The following is a 15,776-nucleotide window of genomic DNA, read 5'->3' on the forward strand; positions in this document are numbered from 1 at the left end:
CGGTCAGCTGAGACCGACTCAGATGTCGAGGAAGCGGACGTCCTTGGCATTGCGCTGGATGAACTGGCGACGAGCCTCGACGTCCTCGCCCATGAGGACCGAGAACAGGTCGTCGGCCTGGGCGGCGTCGTCGAGGGTGACCTGGCCGAGGACGCGGTGCTCTTGGTCCATGGTCGTGATGCGCAGTTCCTCGGCGTTCATCTCGCCGAGGCCCTTGAAGCGCTGGATCGAGTCCTCGCGCACGCGCTTGCCACGCTGACGGCCCATTTCAAGCAGCGCGTCGCGCTCACGGTCGGAGTACGCGTACTCGACCTCGTCACGGCCCCACTTGATCTTGTACAGCGGGGGACGGGACAGGAACACGTGCCCGGCCTCGACCAGCGGCCGCATGAAGCGGAACAGGAAGGTCAGCAGCAGGGTGTTGATGTGCTGGCCGTCGACGTCGGCGTCCGCCATCAGGATGATCTTGTGATAGCGCAGCTTCTCGATGTCGAAGTCCTCGTGGACTCCGGTACCGAAGGCCGAGATCAGCGCCTGGATCTCCTGGTTCTGCAGGATCTTGTCGATCCGGGCCTTCTCGACGTTGAGGATCTTGCCTCGGATCGGGAGGATCGCCTGGTACTCCGGGTTACGGCCGGACTTGGCCGAGCCGCCGGCGGAGTCACCCTCGACGATGAAGATCTCGCACTTGATGGGGTCGTTCGACTGGCAGTCGGAGAGCTTGCCAGGCAGGGACGCGGTCTCCAGCAGGCCCTTACGGCGCGTCAGGTCACGGGCCTTGCGGGCCGCCACGCGCGCGGTGGCCGCCTGGATGCCCTTGCGGATGATGTCCGCGGCCTCGACCGGATTGCGGTCCAGCCAGTCGTTGAGGTGCTCGTAGACGACCTTCTGCACGAAGGTCTTCACCTCGGTGTTGCCCAGCTTGGTCTTCGTCTGGCCCTCGAACTGCGGCTCGCTCAGCTTCACCGAGATGATCGCGGTCAGACCCTCGCGGATGTCGTCGCCCGTGAGGTTGTCGTCCTTCTCACGCAGCAGCTTCTTGTCACGCGCGTACTTGTTGATCAGCGAGGTCAGCGCCGCGCGGAAGCCCTCTTCGTGCGTGCCGCCCTCGTGCGTGTGGATGATGTTGGCGAAGGAGTAGACACCCTCGGTGTAGCCACCGTTCCACTGCATGGCGATCTCGAGGGACAGGTGCTTGTCCTTGTCCTCGGCCTCCAGGTCGATCACGGTGGGGTGCACCACCTCTCCCTTGCGGGAGTTGAGGTACTTCACGAAGTCGACGATGCCGCCCTCGTAGTGGTACGAGACGTGCTTGACCTCGTGCTTCTCGTCCTCGCCCGCCTCGTCCGCACCGGCGGTGGCCTTCGCCGACTCACGCTCGTCCGTGAGGTTGATGCGCAGGCCCTTGTTGAGGAACGCCATCTCCTGGAAGCGCCGCGACAGCGTCTCGAAGGAGTACTCGGTGGTCTCGAAGATGTCCGGGTCGGCCCAGAAGGTGACCGAGGTGCCGTGCTCGTCCGTCGCCTCGTGCTGGGCAAGCGGGGCCGTCGGGACGCCCAACTTGTAGTCCTGCGTCCAGCGGTGGCCGTCGGTCTTGATCTCGACGGAGACCTTGGTCGACAGGGCGTTCACGACGGATACGCCCACGCCGTGCAGACCGCCGGAGACCGCGTAGCCGCCGCCGCCGAACTTTCCGCCCGCGTGCAGGACCGTCAGCACGACCTCGACGGCCGGCTTGCCCTCGGAGGGCACGATGCCGACCGGGATGCCTCGGCCGTTGTCGACGACGCGCACACCGCCGTCGGCCAGGATCGTCACGTCGATCGTGTCCGCGTGACCGGCCAGCGCCTCGTCGACGGAGTTGTCGACGACCTCCTGCACGAGGTGGTGCAGGCCGCGCTCGCCGGTCGAACCGATGTACATACCGGGTCGCTTGCGAACCGCGTCCAGACCCTCGAGGACGGTGATGGCGCTGGCGTCGTACGAGGCGGTGACCTCGCCGTTCGACGAGGTGACCGCGCCGTTGGCGCCGGCGTCGGTGGACGGGATGTTCTCGTTGGGGTTGCCGGAATCGGCCACGAAGCGCCCTTTCTGGCACAGCACGAGCCAGGCTCGTCGGCGGGTTGCCGGAGCGGCTGCGGCATGTTGCGTTGGTAAGCCTTGATCAGCGTTGCTCAGCTTTTCCCGGACGGTCCCCACGAGTGGGGCGGGATTGGGCTCCAGTCTACCGGTAGCGCCGACAGTGATGGGGGTTTGCCGGTACCTGAGTCCGCATGTGCCGCCCTGAACCCGGCTCGGCCGACTCCCGATATGCGGATGGGGTCTCCAAGAGGCTCACGGAGCCACTCAGCGCTTCCGGCCGTCAACCCTTGGCTACTTCGGAGTCAGGTCGCGATTCGCAACCGCGTGCGGTTGCACGAGGAGGAGGTCGCCGGCAGCGCTTCGCGACCGCCGATGACTGCTGATGTGATGTCGGTCACCTGTGGCCGACGGGGCCGTGGAGACGGCTGTGACGGCGGCTCGGGAAGCCTCTTCGCGCGCGGCCCCGCCGGTCCGATCACCCGTAGGTGTCGCCGGGCCCCGTGCTGCCAGGAGCGCGCAGCGGGCCGTAACGGCGGGCCGGGCCGCCGGGCCCCTGCACCTTGATCTGCCGCACCGCGCCATGCCCGAGGTCCTCGTTGAGGCGGGCGACCAGCGTCGGCGCGAGCAGCCGCAGGTTCGTCGCCCAGGCCGTCGAGTCGCAGCGCACGATCAGTGTCCGCTCGTCCTCGTCGTACTTCTCCGGCACGCAGTGCTTGGCGACGTCCTCGCCGACGATCTGCGGCCAGCGGCCCATCACCCCGCCCACCGCGGCCGGTGCCTCCCAGCCCCGCTCGGTGATCAAGCGGTTAATGGCGGAGCCGAGCGCCATGGGGTCGCGGCCGTCTGCCCGCGCGCCGGAACGCAGGCCGCCGCGCCGCGCCTGCTTCTTCTGCTGCACCGCGTCGCCACGCGCGCGTGCCTGCTCCTTGGCCGCCCTGAGCGCCACGCGGGCGAGGTCGACGCCGGAGGGTTCGGGCGTCTTCCTGGGGGAGCTCTCGTTGTCGCTCGCGGACGGGTTCTCGCTCATACGCGCTCCACCATCCCCTCGGACACCGTGTACCGCGCCCCCGCCAGCACGTGCGGTACGTCGTCGTCGACGGCGGCGGTCACCAGGACCTGCTCGCCGGGCGCGACCAGCTCGGCCAGGCGCTCACGGCGCCGGCTGTCCAGCTCGGCGAACACGTCGTCCAGGACCAGCACCGGTTCGTTGCCCTCCGCCCGCAGCAGGTCGTACGACGCCAGGCGCAGCGCCAGCGCGTAGGACCAGGACTCGCCGTGCGAGGCGTAGCCCTTGGCGGGCAGCTGACCGAGTTTGAGAAGCAAATCGTCCCGGTGAGGGCCTACGAGGGTGACGCCGCGCTCGATCTCCTGCTTGCGTGCCTCTTCCAGCGCCGCCATCAGCTGCTCGAAGAGGTCCTCGCGCGTGTGCGCCTCGCCGGGGGCCGACGGTTTGTAGTCGAGCGCGATGGGGCCGCCGCCGGGGGCCAGTTGCTCGTACGCCTTGTCGGCCAGCGGCTGGATCGTCGCGATCAGGTCCAGGCGCTGGGCGAGCAACTCGGCGCCCGCGCGGGCGAGATGCTGGTCCCAGACGTCGAGGGTCGACAGGTCCATGGAGCGGCCACCGTGCCGACGGGCCAGCGCGGCCGACTTCAGGAGCGTGTTGCGCTGCTTGAGGACCCGCTCGTAGTCGGAGCGGACGCCGGCCATGCGCGGGGAGCGGGCGGTGATCAGCTCGTCGAGAAAACGGCGCCGCTCGCCGGGGTCTCCCTTGACCAGGGAGAGGTCCTCCGGAGCGAACAGGACGGTCCGTACGATGCCGAGCACGTCACGGGGTCTGACCTGCGAGGACCTGTTGATGCGAGCCCGGTTCGCCTTGCCGGGGTTCAGCTCCAGCTCGATCAGCTGCTGCCGCTCGCCCTGCCGCACCTGCGCCCGGATGACCGCCCGGTCGGCGCCCATACGCACGAGGGGGGCGTCGGAGGCGACCCGATGGCTGCCGAGGGTGGCGAGATAGCCGACGGCCTCGACGAGGTTGGTCTTGCCCTGGCCGTTGGGTCCGACGAAGGCGGTGACGCCCGGGTCGAGGGGAACTTCGACCCGGGCGTACGAGCGGAAGTCGGCCAGCGACAGATGCGTGACGTGCATGGTCGTTCGCCGACCTCCCCCAACATGTGGTTCGACTGTCCCCAGTTGTGGACAACCGGGTCACTCCTGAGGGTGCCAGGGTGCCATCCCCAGGGTGTGGATTACTTTCTCTGGTCTCCGCCGGGCACTTCCGCCCCGACGGTCACTTGTGCTCCACCGGTCACTTCTTCTCGACCGCGTGGCCGCCGAACTGGTTCCGCAGCGCCGCGATCATCTTCATCTGCGGGGAGTCGTCCTGGCGGGACGCGAACCGCGCGAACAGCGACGCGGTGATCGCGGGCAGCGGCACCGCGTGGTCGATGGCTGCTTCCACAGTCCAGCGTCCCTCGCCGGAGTCCTGTGCGTAACCCCTGAGCTTGTCCAGGTGCTCGTCCTCGTCGAGGGCGTTCACCGCGAGGTCCAGCAGCCAGGAACGGATCACCGTGCCCTCCTGCCAGGAGCGGAAGATCTCCCGGACGTCGGTCACGGAGTCGACCTTCTCCAGCAGCTCCCAGCCCTCGGCATAGGCCTGCATCATCGCGTACTCGATCCCGTTGTGGACCATCTTCGCGAAGTGCCCCGCGCCGACCTTGCCGGCGTGTACAGCGCCGCGGTCGCCCTCCGGCTTGAGGGCGTCGAATATGGGCTGCACCTTGGCGACGTTCTCCGCGTCGCCGCCGTACATCAGCGCGTAGCCGTTCTGCAGGCCCCAGACGCCGCCGGAGACGCCGCAGTCGACGAATCCGATGCCCTTGGCCGCCAGCTCCTCGGCGTGCCGCTCGTCGTCCGTCCAGCGGGAGTTCCCGCCGTCCACCACGACATCACCGGGCTCCAGCAGCTCGGCGAGCTCGTCGATGGTCGACTGGGTCGGGGCACCTGCCGGGACCATCACCCAGATCACGCGCGGCCCGGGGAGCTTGCCCACAAGCTCTTCCAGGCTGTGGGCATCCGCGAGGTCCGGGTTGCGGTCGTATCCGACGACGGTGTGGCCTGCGCGGCGGATCCGCTCGCGCATGTTGCCGCCCATCTTGCCGAGGCCGACGAGACCGAGCTCCATCAGTTGTTCCTTAGGTTGCTGTGGCGTGTGGGGCACCTTCGTACCCGCGTACGAGCCTAAACCCGGACGCACGCGCACATCCGTGGGCATAGGCGCTCATACGTACGCCCTCACCTGCGGCTTCGTCCGACAGATCGTCCCCAGGCCCGGTGATCGTGATCCACCGGTGCTGGGGACGCTGTGGACAACCGCGGCTCCGACCTCGGCAGCCGCTCAGCCGCTCAGCCGCACCGGCATGATCAGGTACTTGTAGGCCTCGTCCGCCTCGGCGTCCAGCGCCGGCTTGCCGCTGAGCAGCGCGGGCTTCGTGGACGTCGTGAAGGACAGCTGGGCGACCGGGGAGTCGATGGCGCTCAGGCCGTCCAGCAGGAAGGTCGGGTTGAAGGCGATCGACACGTCGTCGCCCTCCAGCTGGGCGTCGACCCTTTCCACAGCCTGTGCGTCGTCGCTGGAACCGGCCTCCAGGATGAGCACGCCCTGCTCGAAGCTGAGCCGCACCGGGGTGTTGCGCTCGGCGACCAGGGCCACGCGCTTGACGGCCTCCACGAAGGGGGCGGTCTCGATCACCGCGACGCTGTTGAACTCCGTCGGGAACAGCGAGCGGTACTTGGGAAGGTCGCCCTCCAGGAGGCGCGTCGTGGTCCGACGGCCGGCGCCCTCGAAACCGATCAGGCCCTCGCCGGCGCCCGAGCCGGACAGAGCCAGGGTGACGCTGTCGCCGCTCGTGAGCGCCTTGGCGGTGTCCAGGAGCGTCTTTGCGGGCACCAGGGCGACCGCGGACGCCTCCGGGTTCTCCGGCTTCCACAGGAACTCGCGGACCGCGAAGCGGTAGCGGTCGGTGGAGGCCAGCGTGACGGTGTCGCCCTCGATCTCGATGCGCACACCGGTGAGGACGGGCAGCGTGTCGTCGCGGCCGGCGGCGATGGCCACCTGGGCGGCGGCGGAGGCGAAGACCTCACCGGGGACGGTGCCGGTGGCGGTCGGCATCTGCGGCAGCGCCGGGTACTCCTCCACAGGCAGGGTGTGGAGTGTGAACCGCGAGGAGCCGCAGACCACGGTCGCCCGTACACCGTCTGTGGAAATCTCCACCGGTCGGTTGGGGAGAGCGCGGCAGATGTCGGCCAGCAGACGGCCGGAGACCAGGACCGTGCCCTCCTCCTCGACCTCGGCCTCGACGCTCACCCGCGCGGAGACCTCGTAGTCGAAGCTGGACAGGCTCAGCTGGCCGTCCTCGGCCTTGAGGAGGAGGCCGGCGAGGACAGGCGCCGGCGGACGGGCCGGGAGGCTGCGTGCCGCCCAGGCCACTGCCTCCGCGAGTACGTCGCGTTCCACCCGGATCTTCACTGTTGCCGCCTCCTGCTGTTGCCGGCGCTTCTCGGCCTGCCTGGCTTCGTCGTCTGTCTCGGTGTCGTCGGCCCCAGTGAGGGGAAGGACACCGGGAACAGTCTGACGCACCCCACTGACAGTAGGTGCCTCTCGGGGTCAAGTCGTGACGAGGGGCAGCCGGGAGCCGGACAGCGAGTTGTGCACAGGACCCACTTCGAAACGGATTCCCAGCTCTCTCTAGTTGGGAGTAGTAGTAGGGCCTGTGGAAACCGTGGATAACCGTGTTTTCCCAGCTCAGAGCCAAGATTTTGTCCACGGGCCCTGTGGGCGACGGCAGTGGACAACCAGGCGTATCTGTGGAGAACGGAAAGTTCTGCACACCCCATGCACAGCCTGAGGCGACTTCTCCCCAGCGCCGTCCCCAGCTTTACCCACCTTTCCCACAGGCCAAGCCGGCACCTTCGTGTGACGCCTTTCACTCGCGCCGGTGAGAAGGCGCGTCGCGTTGCCGAACAGTGGACAGTGATGTGGAGAAGCTGGGGATCGCTGGGGACAACTGGCCCCAGCCTGTGGGTTGCCGGTGGACAACTTGATGCACAGCCTGTGGATCGTCTCGCTGTCCACAGTCTGTGGAGATCGTTCGTCCACGAATCCACAGGCAGTTGACCTGGCCTGATGGTCTTTCAACAGAGGCCTCTGTGGACACAGTCTGGACAACTTCCCAGTCCCCAGGATGTGGACGGGAGAAAGTCACCGAATCTGTGGAGAGTGGCCGTAACGCGGCAAGTATTCGAACAGCCGACAAGTGCGACATGACGAAGGGCGCCCCCGTGTCTTCCACCGGGGGCGCCCTTGCGTTCGTGCAGCTGGGTCCGTCAGCCGTTCTTGATGCGGTTCGTGAGCTCGGTGACCTGGTTGTAGATGGCGCGTCGCTCGGCCATCAGATTGCGGATCTTGCGGTCGGCATGCATCACCGTGGTGTGGTCGCGGCCGCCGAACAGCGCGCCGATCTTCGGCAGCGACAGGTCGGTCAGCTCACGGCACAGGTACATGGCGATCTGCCGGGCCGTGACCAGCTGGCGGCCGCGGGAGCTGCCGCACAGGTCCTCGACGGTGAGACCGAAGTAGTCGGCCGTGGCGCTCATGATGGCCGTCGAGGTGATCTCCGGCGTCGCGCCGTCACCGCCCGGGATCAGGTCCTTGAGGACGATCTCCGTCAGACCCAGATCGACCGGCTGCTTGTTGAGCGAGGCGAACGCCGTCACCCGGATCAGCGCGCCCTCCAGCTCGCGGATGTTGCGCGAGATGCGGGAGGCGATGAACTCCAGGACCTCCGGCGGGGCGTTGAGCTGCTCCTGCACCGCCTTCTTGCGCAGGATCGCGATGCGCGTCTCCAGCTCGGGCGGCTGGACGTCGGTGATCAGGCCCCACTCGAAACGGTTCCGCAGCCGGTCCTCCAGCGTGACCAGCTGCTTCGGCGGCCGGTCGCTGGACAGCACGATCTGCTTGTTGGCGTTGTGGAGCGTGTTGAACGTGTGGAAGAACTCCTCCTGTGTCGACTCCTTGTCCGCGAGGAACTGGATGTCGTCGACGAGCAGGATGTCCATCTCGCGGTAGCGCTTGCGGAAGCTGTCGCCCTTGCCGTCGCGGATGGAGTTGATGAACTCGTTGGTGAACTCCTCCGAGCTCACGTACCGCACACGCGTGCCGGAATACAGGCTCCGCGCGTAGTGCCCGATCGCGTGCAGCAGGTGCGTCTTGCCGAGCCCCGACTCCCCGTAGATGAAGAGGGGGTTGTACGCCTTCGCGGGCGCCTCGGCGACGGCGACCGCAGCCGCGTGCGCGAAACGGTTGGAGGCGCCGATGACGAACGTGTCGAAGAGGTACTTCGGGTTCAGGCGCGCGGTCGGCTCACCGGGCCCGGGCGCCGGCGCGGGCTGCGCGGCCAGCGGTCCGGGGGCGCCGGTGGTCGGCAGGTTCGCGCCGACGGGGCCGCCGCGGTGCACATGGCCGGAGCCGGAGGGCGGCTCGGGGCGGTCGCGGCGGCCGTCGAGGCCCCGGCGGGCGTCCAGGTCACGCCGGGCGTCGCGGTCGTAGTCGGCGCGCGGCTGGTCGTAGTCCGGCCGCTGCTGCTCGTAGTCGGGGCGGTGCCCGTCGTACGACGACCGCTCCATCGGCTGCGGGCGGTAGTCCTGGGCGGGCGGGCCGTAGGAGTCCTGTTGGTACGAGTCCTGGCCGTAGGAGTCCTGCGACGGCGACGCGTACGGGTCACGCTCCGGGAAGCCGAGCCGCTGCTGCTGCCAGCCGTAGTCGTCCTGGCTCGGGCGGGGCCAGCTGCCGGGGCCGGGCTCGGGGCGCTGGTACTCGCTCGGGTAGGCAGGGCGTGCGGTGGGCAGCTGGTCGCCGGGTCGCTGGTCGTCGGCGCGGTGGCGGCCGTAGCTCTCGTACGGGGGGAGTTCGGGCTCCTCGTAACGCGGCTGGGGCGGGGCGGGGGGCGCCGGTGGGGCCGGGGGCTCGCCGGCGGAGTCGTCGACGGTGATCGCGATGCGGATCGGACGACCGCACTCGCGGCTCAGAGTCTCGCTGACGATGGGGGCCAGGCGGCCCTCCAGTACGCCTTTCGCAAATTCGTTCGGTACGGCGAGCAGAGCGGTGTCGGCGACCAGCGCGAGCGGCTGGCAGCGTCGGATCCAGTGCTCGTCCTTCACCTCGACACCCTGACCGCGACCTTCACCGAGGAGTTGCTCGAGTACTCGTGGCCACACTGCGGCAAGATCGGCAGGTACGTCAGCCACAGGGCACGCTCTCTCATGGGTCCCACGAACGTGTGATGGTGGGACGGGTCGGGATTCAAACCGGGCGGAGCCCGAATCAAGGGGACAAGGGAACGAATCGGAGTTCAGTCACGGTAGTCAGGGCGGCGGGTGCGGTTCAAGTTGTTGTCCCCAGGCTGTGGATAGTGTCTCCCCATGACCTCTGGTTTGACCGGATGGCGTAGCCGCGCGTACCGTAACCAGGTCGAGTTGTCGATGGCTGCTGCCGCCTGCCTCCGATGGGCCAGATCGCGTCAAGGTGATCGGTAAGCGGTGCACTCGGGCGTTAACGCGAGCTACTCGTGGGCGCACGGTGACAGCCAGGACGGCACCCGCAAACCCCGATTTATTTCTGGAGCCCCCGAGTGAGCAAGCGCACCTTCCAGCCGAACAACCGTCGTCGTGCCAAGACCCACGGCTTCCGTCTGCGGATGCGCACCCGTGCCGGCCGCGCGATTCTGGCGAACCGCCGCAGCAAGGGTCGCGCCAGCCTGTCCGCCTGATCCCGATCAGGTCATGACGTCGTGCTGCCTACCGAGCATCGGCTGAGGCGGCGCGAGGACTTCGCGACCGCGGTACGACGAGGACGCCGGGCTGGACGCCCGACTCTCGTCGTCCACCTTCGTAGCGGTGCCACGGACCCGCACGCGCCTGGGGAGAGCGCTCCCCTGACGCGTGCGGGTTTCGTCGTGAGCAAGGCAGTGGGTGGCGCGGTCGTGCGGAACAAGGTGAAGCGCAGGCTTCGCCATCTGATGCGCGACCGAGTCGACCAGCTGCCCCCCGGTAGCCTGGTAGTCGTACGAGCGCTGCCCGGTGCGGGTGACGCCGACCATGCACAGCTGGCCCAAGACCTGGACGCCGCTCTGCAGCGGCTGCTGGGAGGGGGCGCGCGATGAAGTACCCACTGCTGGCCCTGATCAAGCTGTATCAGTGGACGATCAGTCCACTGCTGGGGCCGGTCTGCAAGTACTACCCGTCGTGCTCTCACTACGGCTACACCGCCATCGACCGGCACGGTGCGATCAAGGGCACCGCGCTCACCGCCTGGCGCATCCTGCGGTGCAATCCGTGGTCGCTGGGGGGTGTGGACCATGTCCCGCCGCGCAAGCGCCCGCGGTGGCACGAGCTGCTGCGCAACGCGTGGCGCGCACGCAAGGGCGGGCCCTCCGCCGCCGAAACGGCCACCGAGGACAATGTTCCTTCGAGCCCGGCCGCAGAGACCCCGTCCCATGCCCAAGGAGCATGATTAGTGGACACGATTGCCAGCTTCTTCAGCTTCATCACGACACCTGTCTCCTGGGTCATCGTCCAGTTCCACACGGTGTACGGCGCCCTCTTCGGCGATGACACCGGGTGGGCCTGGGGCCTGTCCATCGTGTCCCTGGTGATTCTGATCCGTATCTGCCTGATCCCGCTCTTTGTGAAGCAGATCAAGGCGACCCGGGCCATGCAGACGCTGCAGCCCGAGATGAAGAAGATCCAAGAGCGCTACAAGAACGACAAACAGCGCCAGTCCGAAGAGATGATGAAGCTGTACAAGGAGACGGGTACCAACCCGCTCTCCTCGTGCCTTCCCATCCTGGCGCAGTCGCCGTTCTTCTTCGCCCTGTACCACGTGCTCAACAGCATCGCGAACAACGACACCATCGGTGTCATCAACGAGAGCCTGCTGCAGAGCGCGCAGAAGGCGCACATCTTCGGTGCTCCGCTGGCCGCGAAGTTCACCGACAGCAGCTCGGACGTCGCGGCGCTCGACGCCAGTCTGACCACGGTCCGCATCGTCACCGCGGTCATGATCGTCCTGATGTCGGCGTCGCAGTTCTACACGCAGCGCCAGCTGATGACGAAGAACGTCGACACCACGGTGAAGACGCCGTTCATGCAGCAGCAGAAGATGCTGATGTACATCTTCCCGGTCATGTTCGCCGTCTTCGGCATCAACTTCCCGGTCGGTGTCCTCGTCTACTGGCTGACCACCAACGTGTGGACCATGGGCCAGCAGATGTACGTCATCCGCAACAACCCGACCCCGGGTTCCAAGGCGCAGGCCGCGTACCTGGAGCGTCTGGCCAAGCACGTCACGCAGCACGGGAAGACCCGTGGTCGCGGTGAGCGCGCCATCGTCAAGGCCATCGTCGCGAAGGGCCGCGACCGCAACGAGTTCGAGCGCAAGTTCATCAACGGCCTGAGCAAGGCGGGTCTGGCGGCGCAGGCCGACGGCACCGTGCTGAAGGGCGAGAGCGCTGTCGCCACAGTGGCCGAGGACGGTACGCCGACCACCGGTGCTGCCCCCAAGCGGCAGCAGCCGAAGCGGCAGAGCAAGTCCCAGCGTCAGACCGGTGCTGCCAAGCAGGCGGGTGAGCCGACGTCGCTGGAGAAGTCCGACGAGCCCGAGGACGACAAGCCCGCTGTTGCCAAGAAGACCGCGCAGAAGTCCGGCAGCGGTGGCGGCCGTAGCAAGGCCCAGTCCGGGCAGCGCAAGGGCGGTCCGCAGCGCCCCAAGTCCCCGACCAAGAAGTAAGAAGGAGCCCATCCCGTGACGGAAGGCACCACCTCCGCTGCTGCCGAGGGTGCAGACACCCTGTCCCGCCTGGAGCAGGAGGGCGAGATCGCGGCGGACTACCTCGAAGGTCTGCTCGACATCGCCGATCTCGACGGCGACATTGACATGGACGTCGAGGCCGACCGCGCCGCTGTATCGATCATCAGCGACTCGGGCGGCCGAGACCTGCAGAAGCTGGTCGGGCGTGACGGCGAGGTGCTGGAGGCACTGCAGGAGCTCACGCGTCTGGCCGTGCACCGGGAGACCGGGGACCGCAGCCGGCTGATGCTGGACGTCGCGGGCTACCGGGCCCAGAAGCGTGCCGAGCTCTCCGAGCTGGGTGCCAAGGCCGCCGCCGAGGTCAGGAGCACGGGCGAGCCCGTGAAGCTGAAGCCGATGTCGCCGTTCGAGCGCAAGGTCGTGCACGACGCGGTCAAGTCCGCGGGCCTGCGCAGCGAGTCCGAGGGCGAGGAGCCGCAGCGGTTCGTCGTTGTGCTTCCCGCCTGATCGGTCCCCTACGTTCCCCGGCCCCGTCTGCGCGCAGGCGGGGCCGAACTTTGTCAGCCTGAATAGTTGTGGTGGTTCTGGTGCCGGCGCTCTCTGCGTCGGCGCGAACGGAAGGACGGTCCCCCGTGACGGAGGCAGCGGAGCTTCCCCCTGTGCCCGAGGAGGCACGTGAGGTGTTCGGCGATCGCTACGGTGATGCGGTCCGCTATGCCGAACTGCTCGCCGAAGCGGGTGTGCAGCGCGGCCTGATCGGCCCACGAGAGGTGCCTCGCCTGTGGGAGCGGCATCTCCTGAACTGCGCAGTGCTCTCCGAGGTCGTCCCGGAGGGCGTGATGGTGTGCGACGTCGGCTCGGGTGCGGGCCTGCCCGGCATCCCTCTGGCGCTGGTCCGGGAAGACCTGAAGATCACGTTGCTGGAACCCCTGTTGCGACGGACGAACTTCCTGACGGAGGTCGTGGAGCTGCTCGGGCTGGACCATGTGACGGTGGTTCGTGGCCGTGCCGAGGAGGTCATGGGGAAGATGCCGCCGGTGCATGTGGTGACCGCGCGTGCGGTGGCACCGCTGGACCGTCTGGCGACCTGGGGCATTCCGTTGCTGCGGCCATATGGCGAGATGCTCGCCCTGAAGGGCGACACCGCCGAGGAGGAGCTGAAGAGCGCTTCGACCGCGCTGAGCAAGCTCGGCGCCGTGGAGACGTCGATCCTGCATGTCGGGGAGGGCGTCGTGGATCCCCTGTCGACGGTCGTCCGGGTGGAGGTCGGGGAGAGCCCGGGCGGTGTGCGCTTCGCTGCCAAGCGAGCGAAGGCGGCCAGGACGGGACGCGCTCGCCGACGCCGCTGATCCGTCCTGACGACGAGACGTACTCCACACAAGCTGGCAAACCTACCCATGCCGGAGTGTCGCGACAGTTCGGCCTCGGCGGCTGTGCATCGTGTTTCACGTGAAACGTCGCTCACTGCTTCACGGCATCATCAGCCGCAGCCGCGCTGCCGAACCTCGAGACAGAAAGCCCCTCGGCTCTCTCGGAGAAGGTGATTCTGACGACACTCCGTCCCCCCTGGGGGGCACGGAGTTGTCCACAGAGGTGGATTTCTCCACAGAACAACAGGCCTCACTGGTTCACGACCCCGAAGACATGGGAGGCTCTGTTCATTGCGAGCCTGAAGTCGAGGAGAGTGAATCCTTGCGGTCCGACGCCAACATCGCGGGACCGATGACCGATCCGGTCCCCGGTCCCCGTACCGAGTCGATGGGGGAGGATGTTTCACGTGAAACACCGCCCCCGATGGACGACACTCCCATCGGTCGTGCTGCCCAACTGGCAGTGGAAGCTCTAGGCCGCGCCGGCGAAGGCCTCCCACGGCCCGAGCAGACCCGCGTCATGGTGGTCGCCAACCAGAAGGGGGGCGTGGGCAAGACGACGACGACCGTCAACCTTGCCGCGTCGCTGGCTCTGCATGGTGGCCGTGTGCTGGTCATCGACCTCGACCCGCAGGGCAATGCTTCCACCGCTCTGGGGATCGACCATCACGCCGAAGTTCCGTCGATCTATGACGTGTTGGTCGAGAGTAAGCCGCTGTCGGAGGTCGTCCAGCCGGTCCCTGATGTCGAGGGTCTCTTCTGTGCCCCGGCCACGATCGATCTCGCCGGTGCGGAGATCGAGCTGGTCTCCTTGGTGGCACGCGAAAGCCGACTGCAGCGGGCGATCCAGGCTTACGAGCAGCCGCTCGACTACATCCTCATCGACTGCCCACCCTCGCTCGGCCTGTTGACGGTCAACGCGCTGGTCGCAGGGCAGGAGGTCCTGATCCCGATCCAGTGCGAGTACTACGCGCTGGAAGGTCTCGGCCAGCTGTTGCGCAACGTCGACCTGGTGCGGGGGCACCTCAACCCCGCTCTGCACGTCTCGACGATCCTGCTCACCATGTACGACGGCCGGACGCGGCTCGCGTCCCAGGTCGCGGACGAGGTGCGCAGCCACTTCGGCGACGAGGTGCTACGGACGAGCATTCCTCGCTCGGTCCGTATCTCCGAGGCGCCGAGTTACGGGCAAACCGTGCTGACCTACGATCCAGGATCTAGCGGTGCCTTGTCCTATCTTGAGGCGGCAAGAGAAATCGCGCTGAAGGGCGTTGGCGTCAGTTACGACCCGACGAACGCCCACTTCGGCGCCCAGAACAACCCGAGCATGGCGGAGGGGATCCAGTGAGCGAGCGACGGAGGGGTTTGGGTCGTGGTCTCGGCGCACTGATCCCTGCTGCACCGACGGAGAAGACGGTGCCCCCGGCAGCGATGGGGGGCGCTGCTTCCGCGTCCCCGGCTGCTGTACCGGTGCTGAGCGAGCGTGGCGTGGCCGCGGCCAAGGTGGCCACGCTGCCGCCTGTTTCACATGAAACCGAGGAGCCTTCGCTCAACGGTGCCGTGGAGACCCCCGCGTCTCCCATGGGCGCCCACTTCGCGGAGATCCCCCTCGACGAGATCACGCCGAACCCGCGGCAGCCGCGTGAGGTCTTCGACGAGGACGCACTGCAGGAACTCGTCACCTCCATCCAGGAGGTCGGCCTCCTCCAGCCGATCGTCGTACGGCAGATCGGCCCCGCACGGTACGAGCTCATCATGGGTGAGCGTCGCTGGCGGGCCTGCCGTGAGGCCGGCCTCGAGGCGATCCCGGCGATCGTGCGGGCGACGGACGACGAGAAGCTTCTCTTGGACGCCCTCCTGGAGAACCTGCACCGTGCTCAGCTGAACCCGATCGAAGAAGCGGCCGCCTACGATCAGCTGCTGAAGGACTTCAACTGCACGCACGACCAGCTGGCGGACCGCATCGGCCGTTCCCGCCCGCAGGTCTCCAACACTCTGCGTCTGCTGAAGCTCTCGCCCAAGGTCCAGAACCGCGTGGCCGCCGGTGTGCTCTCCGCCGGCCATGCGCGGGCGCTTCTCTCCGTGGATGACTCCGAGGAGCAGGAGCGGCTGGCCTACCGGGTGGTCGCTGAAGGTCTCTCGGTCCGGTCCGTCGAAGAGATCGTGACTCTGATGGGCTCCCGCCCGCAGAAGGCCCAGCGCTCCAGGGGGCCGCGGGCCGGCTCCGTGCCCTCCCCGGCGCTGTCCGACCTCGCGACCCGGCTCTCGGACCGCTTCGAGACACGGGTGAAGGTCGAGCTGGGCCAGAAGAAGGGCAAGATCACTGTCGAGTTCGCCTCGCCGGAGGACCTTGAGCGAATCCTCAGCACGTTTGCTCCGGGTGAGAAGCTCGCCCTCCAGAAGAGTCTCCTGGAAGGCGTTGCGGAGGAAGACGAGGCCTGAGGCCCTGCGGGGCTGGCTTC

The 15,776-nt window shown here is 67.6% G+C and carries 14 protein-coding genes; 8 read left to right on the forward strand and 6 right to left on the reverse strand.

Annotated features, from left to right (window positions below; all coding sequences use genetic code 11):
- Nucleotides 1-18: 18 nt before the first annotated feature.
- From gyrB to dnaA, 6 genes are all read right to left on the reverse strand, one after another.
- Nucleotides 19-2,079, reverse strand: a complete 2,061-nt coding sequence (gene gyrB / locus ACZ7L5_RS15680; RefSeq protein WP_383234903.1) for a DNA topoisomerase (ATP-hydrolyzing) subunit B — start codon at nucleotides 2,077-2,079, stop codon at nucleotides 19-21.
- A gap of 478 nt (nucleotides 2,080-2,557) precedes the next feature.
- Complete coding sequence (locus tag ACZ7L5_RS15685; protein WP_365055381.1) at nucleotides 2,558-3,109, reverse strand: DciA family protein; 552 nt, start codon at nucleotides 3,107-3,109, stop codon at nucleotides 2,558-2,560.
- Complete coding sequence (gene recF / locus ACZ7L5_RS15690) at nucleotides 3,106-4,227, reverse strand: DNA replication/repair protein RecF (protein WP_383234909.1); 1,122 nt, start codon at nucleotides 4,225-4,227, stop codon at nucleotides 3,106-3,108. Before recF ends, ACZ7L5_RS15685 begins: the two co-directional genes overlap by 4 nt.
- Nucleotides 4,228-4,387: 160 nt before the next feature.
- A complete protein-coding gene (gnd, locus tag ACZ7L5_RS15695; RefSeq protein WP_362385980.1) occupies nucleotides 4,388-5,263 on the reverse strand; it encodes a phosphogluconate dehydrogenase (NAD(+)-dependent, decarboxylating) in 876 nt (291 codons plus the stop codon).
- A 213-nt stretch (nucleotides 5,264-5,476) separates the two neighbouring features.
- The gene (dnaN, locus tag ACZ7L5_RS15700) at nucleotides 5,477-6,607 is read right to left on the reverse strand and encodes a DNA polymerase III subunit beta (RefSeq protein ID WP_362386260.1); all 1,131 of its coding nucleotides are present in this window, start codon (nucleotides 6,605-6,607) and stop codon (nucleotides 5,477-5,479) included.
- Nucleotides 6,608-7,464: 857 nt separating this feature from the next.
- A complete protein-coding gene (gene dnaA / locus ACZ7L5_RS15705; protein WP_471517066.1) occupies nucleotides 7,465-9,384 on the reverse strand; it encodes a chromosomal replication initiator protein DnaA in 1,920 nt (639 codons plus the stop codon).
- 383 nt (nucleotides 9,385-9,767) lie between these two features.
- On the opposite strand from dnaA, the gene rpmH reads away from it, so the two are divergent.
- From rpmH to ACZ7L5_RS15745, 8 genes are all read left to right on the forward strand, one after another.
- Complete coding sequence (rpmH, locus tag ACZ7L5_RS15710; RefSeq protein WP_005482975.1) at nucleotides 9,768-9,905, forward strand: 50S ribosomal protein L34; 138 nt, start codon at nucleotides 9,768-9,770, stop codon at nucleotides 9,903-9,905.
- A 21-nt stretch (nucleotides 9,906-9,926) separates the two neighbouring features.
- The gene (rnpA, locus tag ACZ7L5_RS15715; RefSeq protein ID WP_365055372.1) at nucleotides 9,927-10,298 is read left to right on the forward strand and encodes a ribonuclease P protein component; all 372 of its coding nucleotides are present in this window, start codon (nucleotides 9,927-9,929) and stop codon (nucleotides 10,296-10,298) included.
- On the forward strand, nucleotides 10,295-10,648 hold the full coding sequence (gene yidD, locus ACZ7L5_RS15720) for a membrane protein insertion efficiency factor YidD (protein ID WP_328426094.1): 354 nt from the start codon (nucleotides 10,295-10,297) through the stop codon (nucleotides 10,646-10,648). Before rnpA ends, yidD begins: the two co-directional genes overlap by 4 nt.
- Before the next feature lie 3 nt (nucleotides 10,649-10,651).
- Nucleotides 10,652-11,923 carry a membrane protein insertase YidC gene (yidC, locus tag ACZ7L5_RS15725; protein WP_363041615.1) on the forward strand — a complete coding sequence of 424 codons (1,272 nt, stop codon included), beginning with the start codon at nucleotides 10,652-10,654 and terminating at the stop codon, nucleotides 11,921-11,923.
- Nucleotides 11,924-11,938: 15 nt separating this feature from the next.
- Nucleotides 11,939-12,451 (forward strand): Jag family protein, encoded by a 513-nt coding sequence (locus ACZ7L5_RS15730; RefSeq protein WP_362385975.1) that lies wholly within the window; start codon nucleotides 11,939-11,941, stop codon nucleotides 12,449-12,451.
- Nucleotides 12,452-12,576: 125 nt separating this feature from the next.
- Nucleotides 12,577-13,293 (forward strand): 16S rRNA (guanine(527)-N(7))-methyltransferase RsmG, encoded by a 717-nt coding sequence (gene rsmG, locus ACZ7L5_RS15735; RefSeq protein WP_471517067.1) that lies wholly within the window; start codon nucleotides 12,577-12,579, stop codon nucleotides 13,291-13,293.
- Between the two features lie 295 nt (nucleotides 13,294-13,588).
- Nucleotides 13,589-14,662: a ParA family protein gene (locus tag ACZ7L5_RS15740; protein WP_328884391.1), complete on the forward strand. Its 1,074-nt coding sequence runs from the start codon at nucleotides 13,589-13,591 to the stop codon at nucleotides 14,660-14,662.
- Nucleotides 14,659-15,756, forward strand: a complete 1,098-nt coding sequence (locus ACZ7L5_RS15745; protein ID WP_471517068.1) for a ParB/RepB/Spo0J family partition protein — start codon at nucleotides 14,659-14,661, stop codon at nucleotides 15,754-15,756. The genes ACZ7L5_RS15740 and ACZ7L5_RS15745 overlap by 4 nt, the downstream gene beginning before the upstream one ends.
- The last annotated feature ends 20 nt before the right edge of the window (nucleotides 15,757-15,776 follow it).

The organism is Streptomyces sp. NPDC107528 (assembly GCF_055639295.1).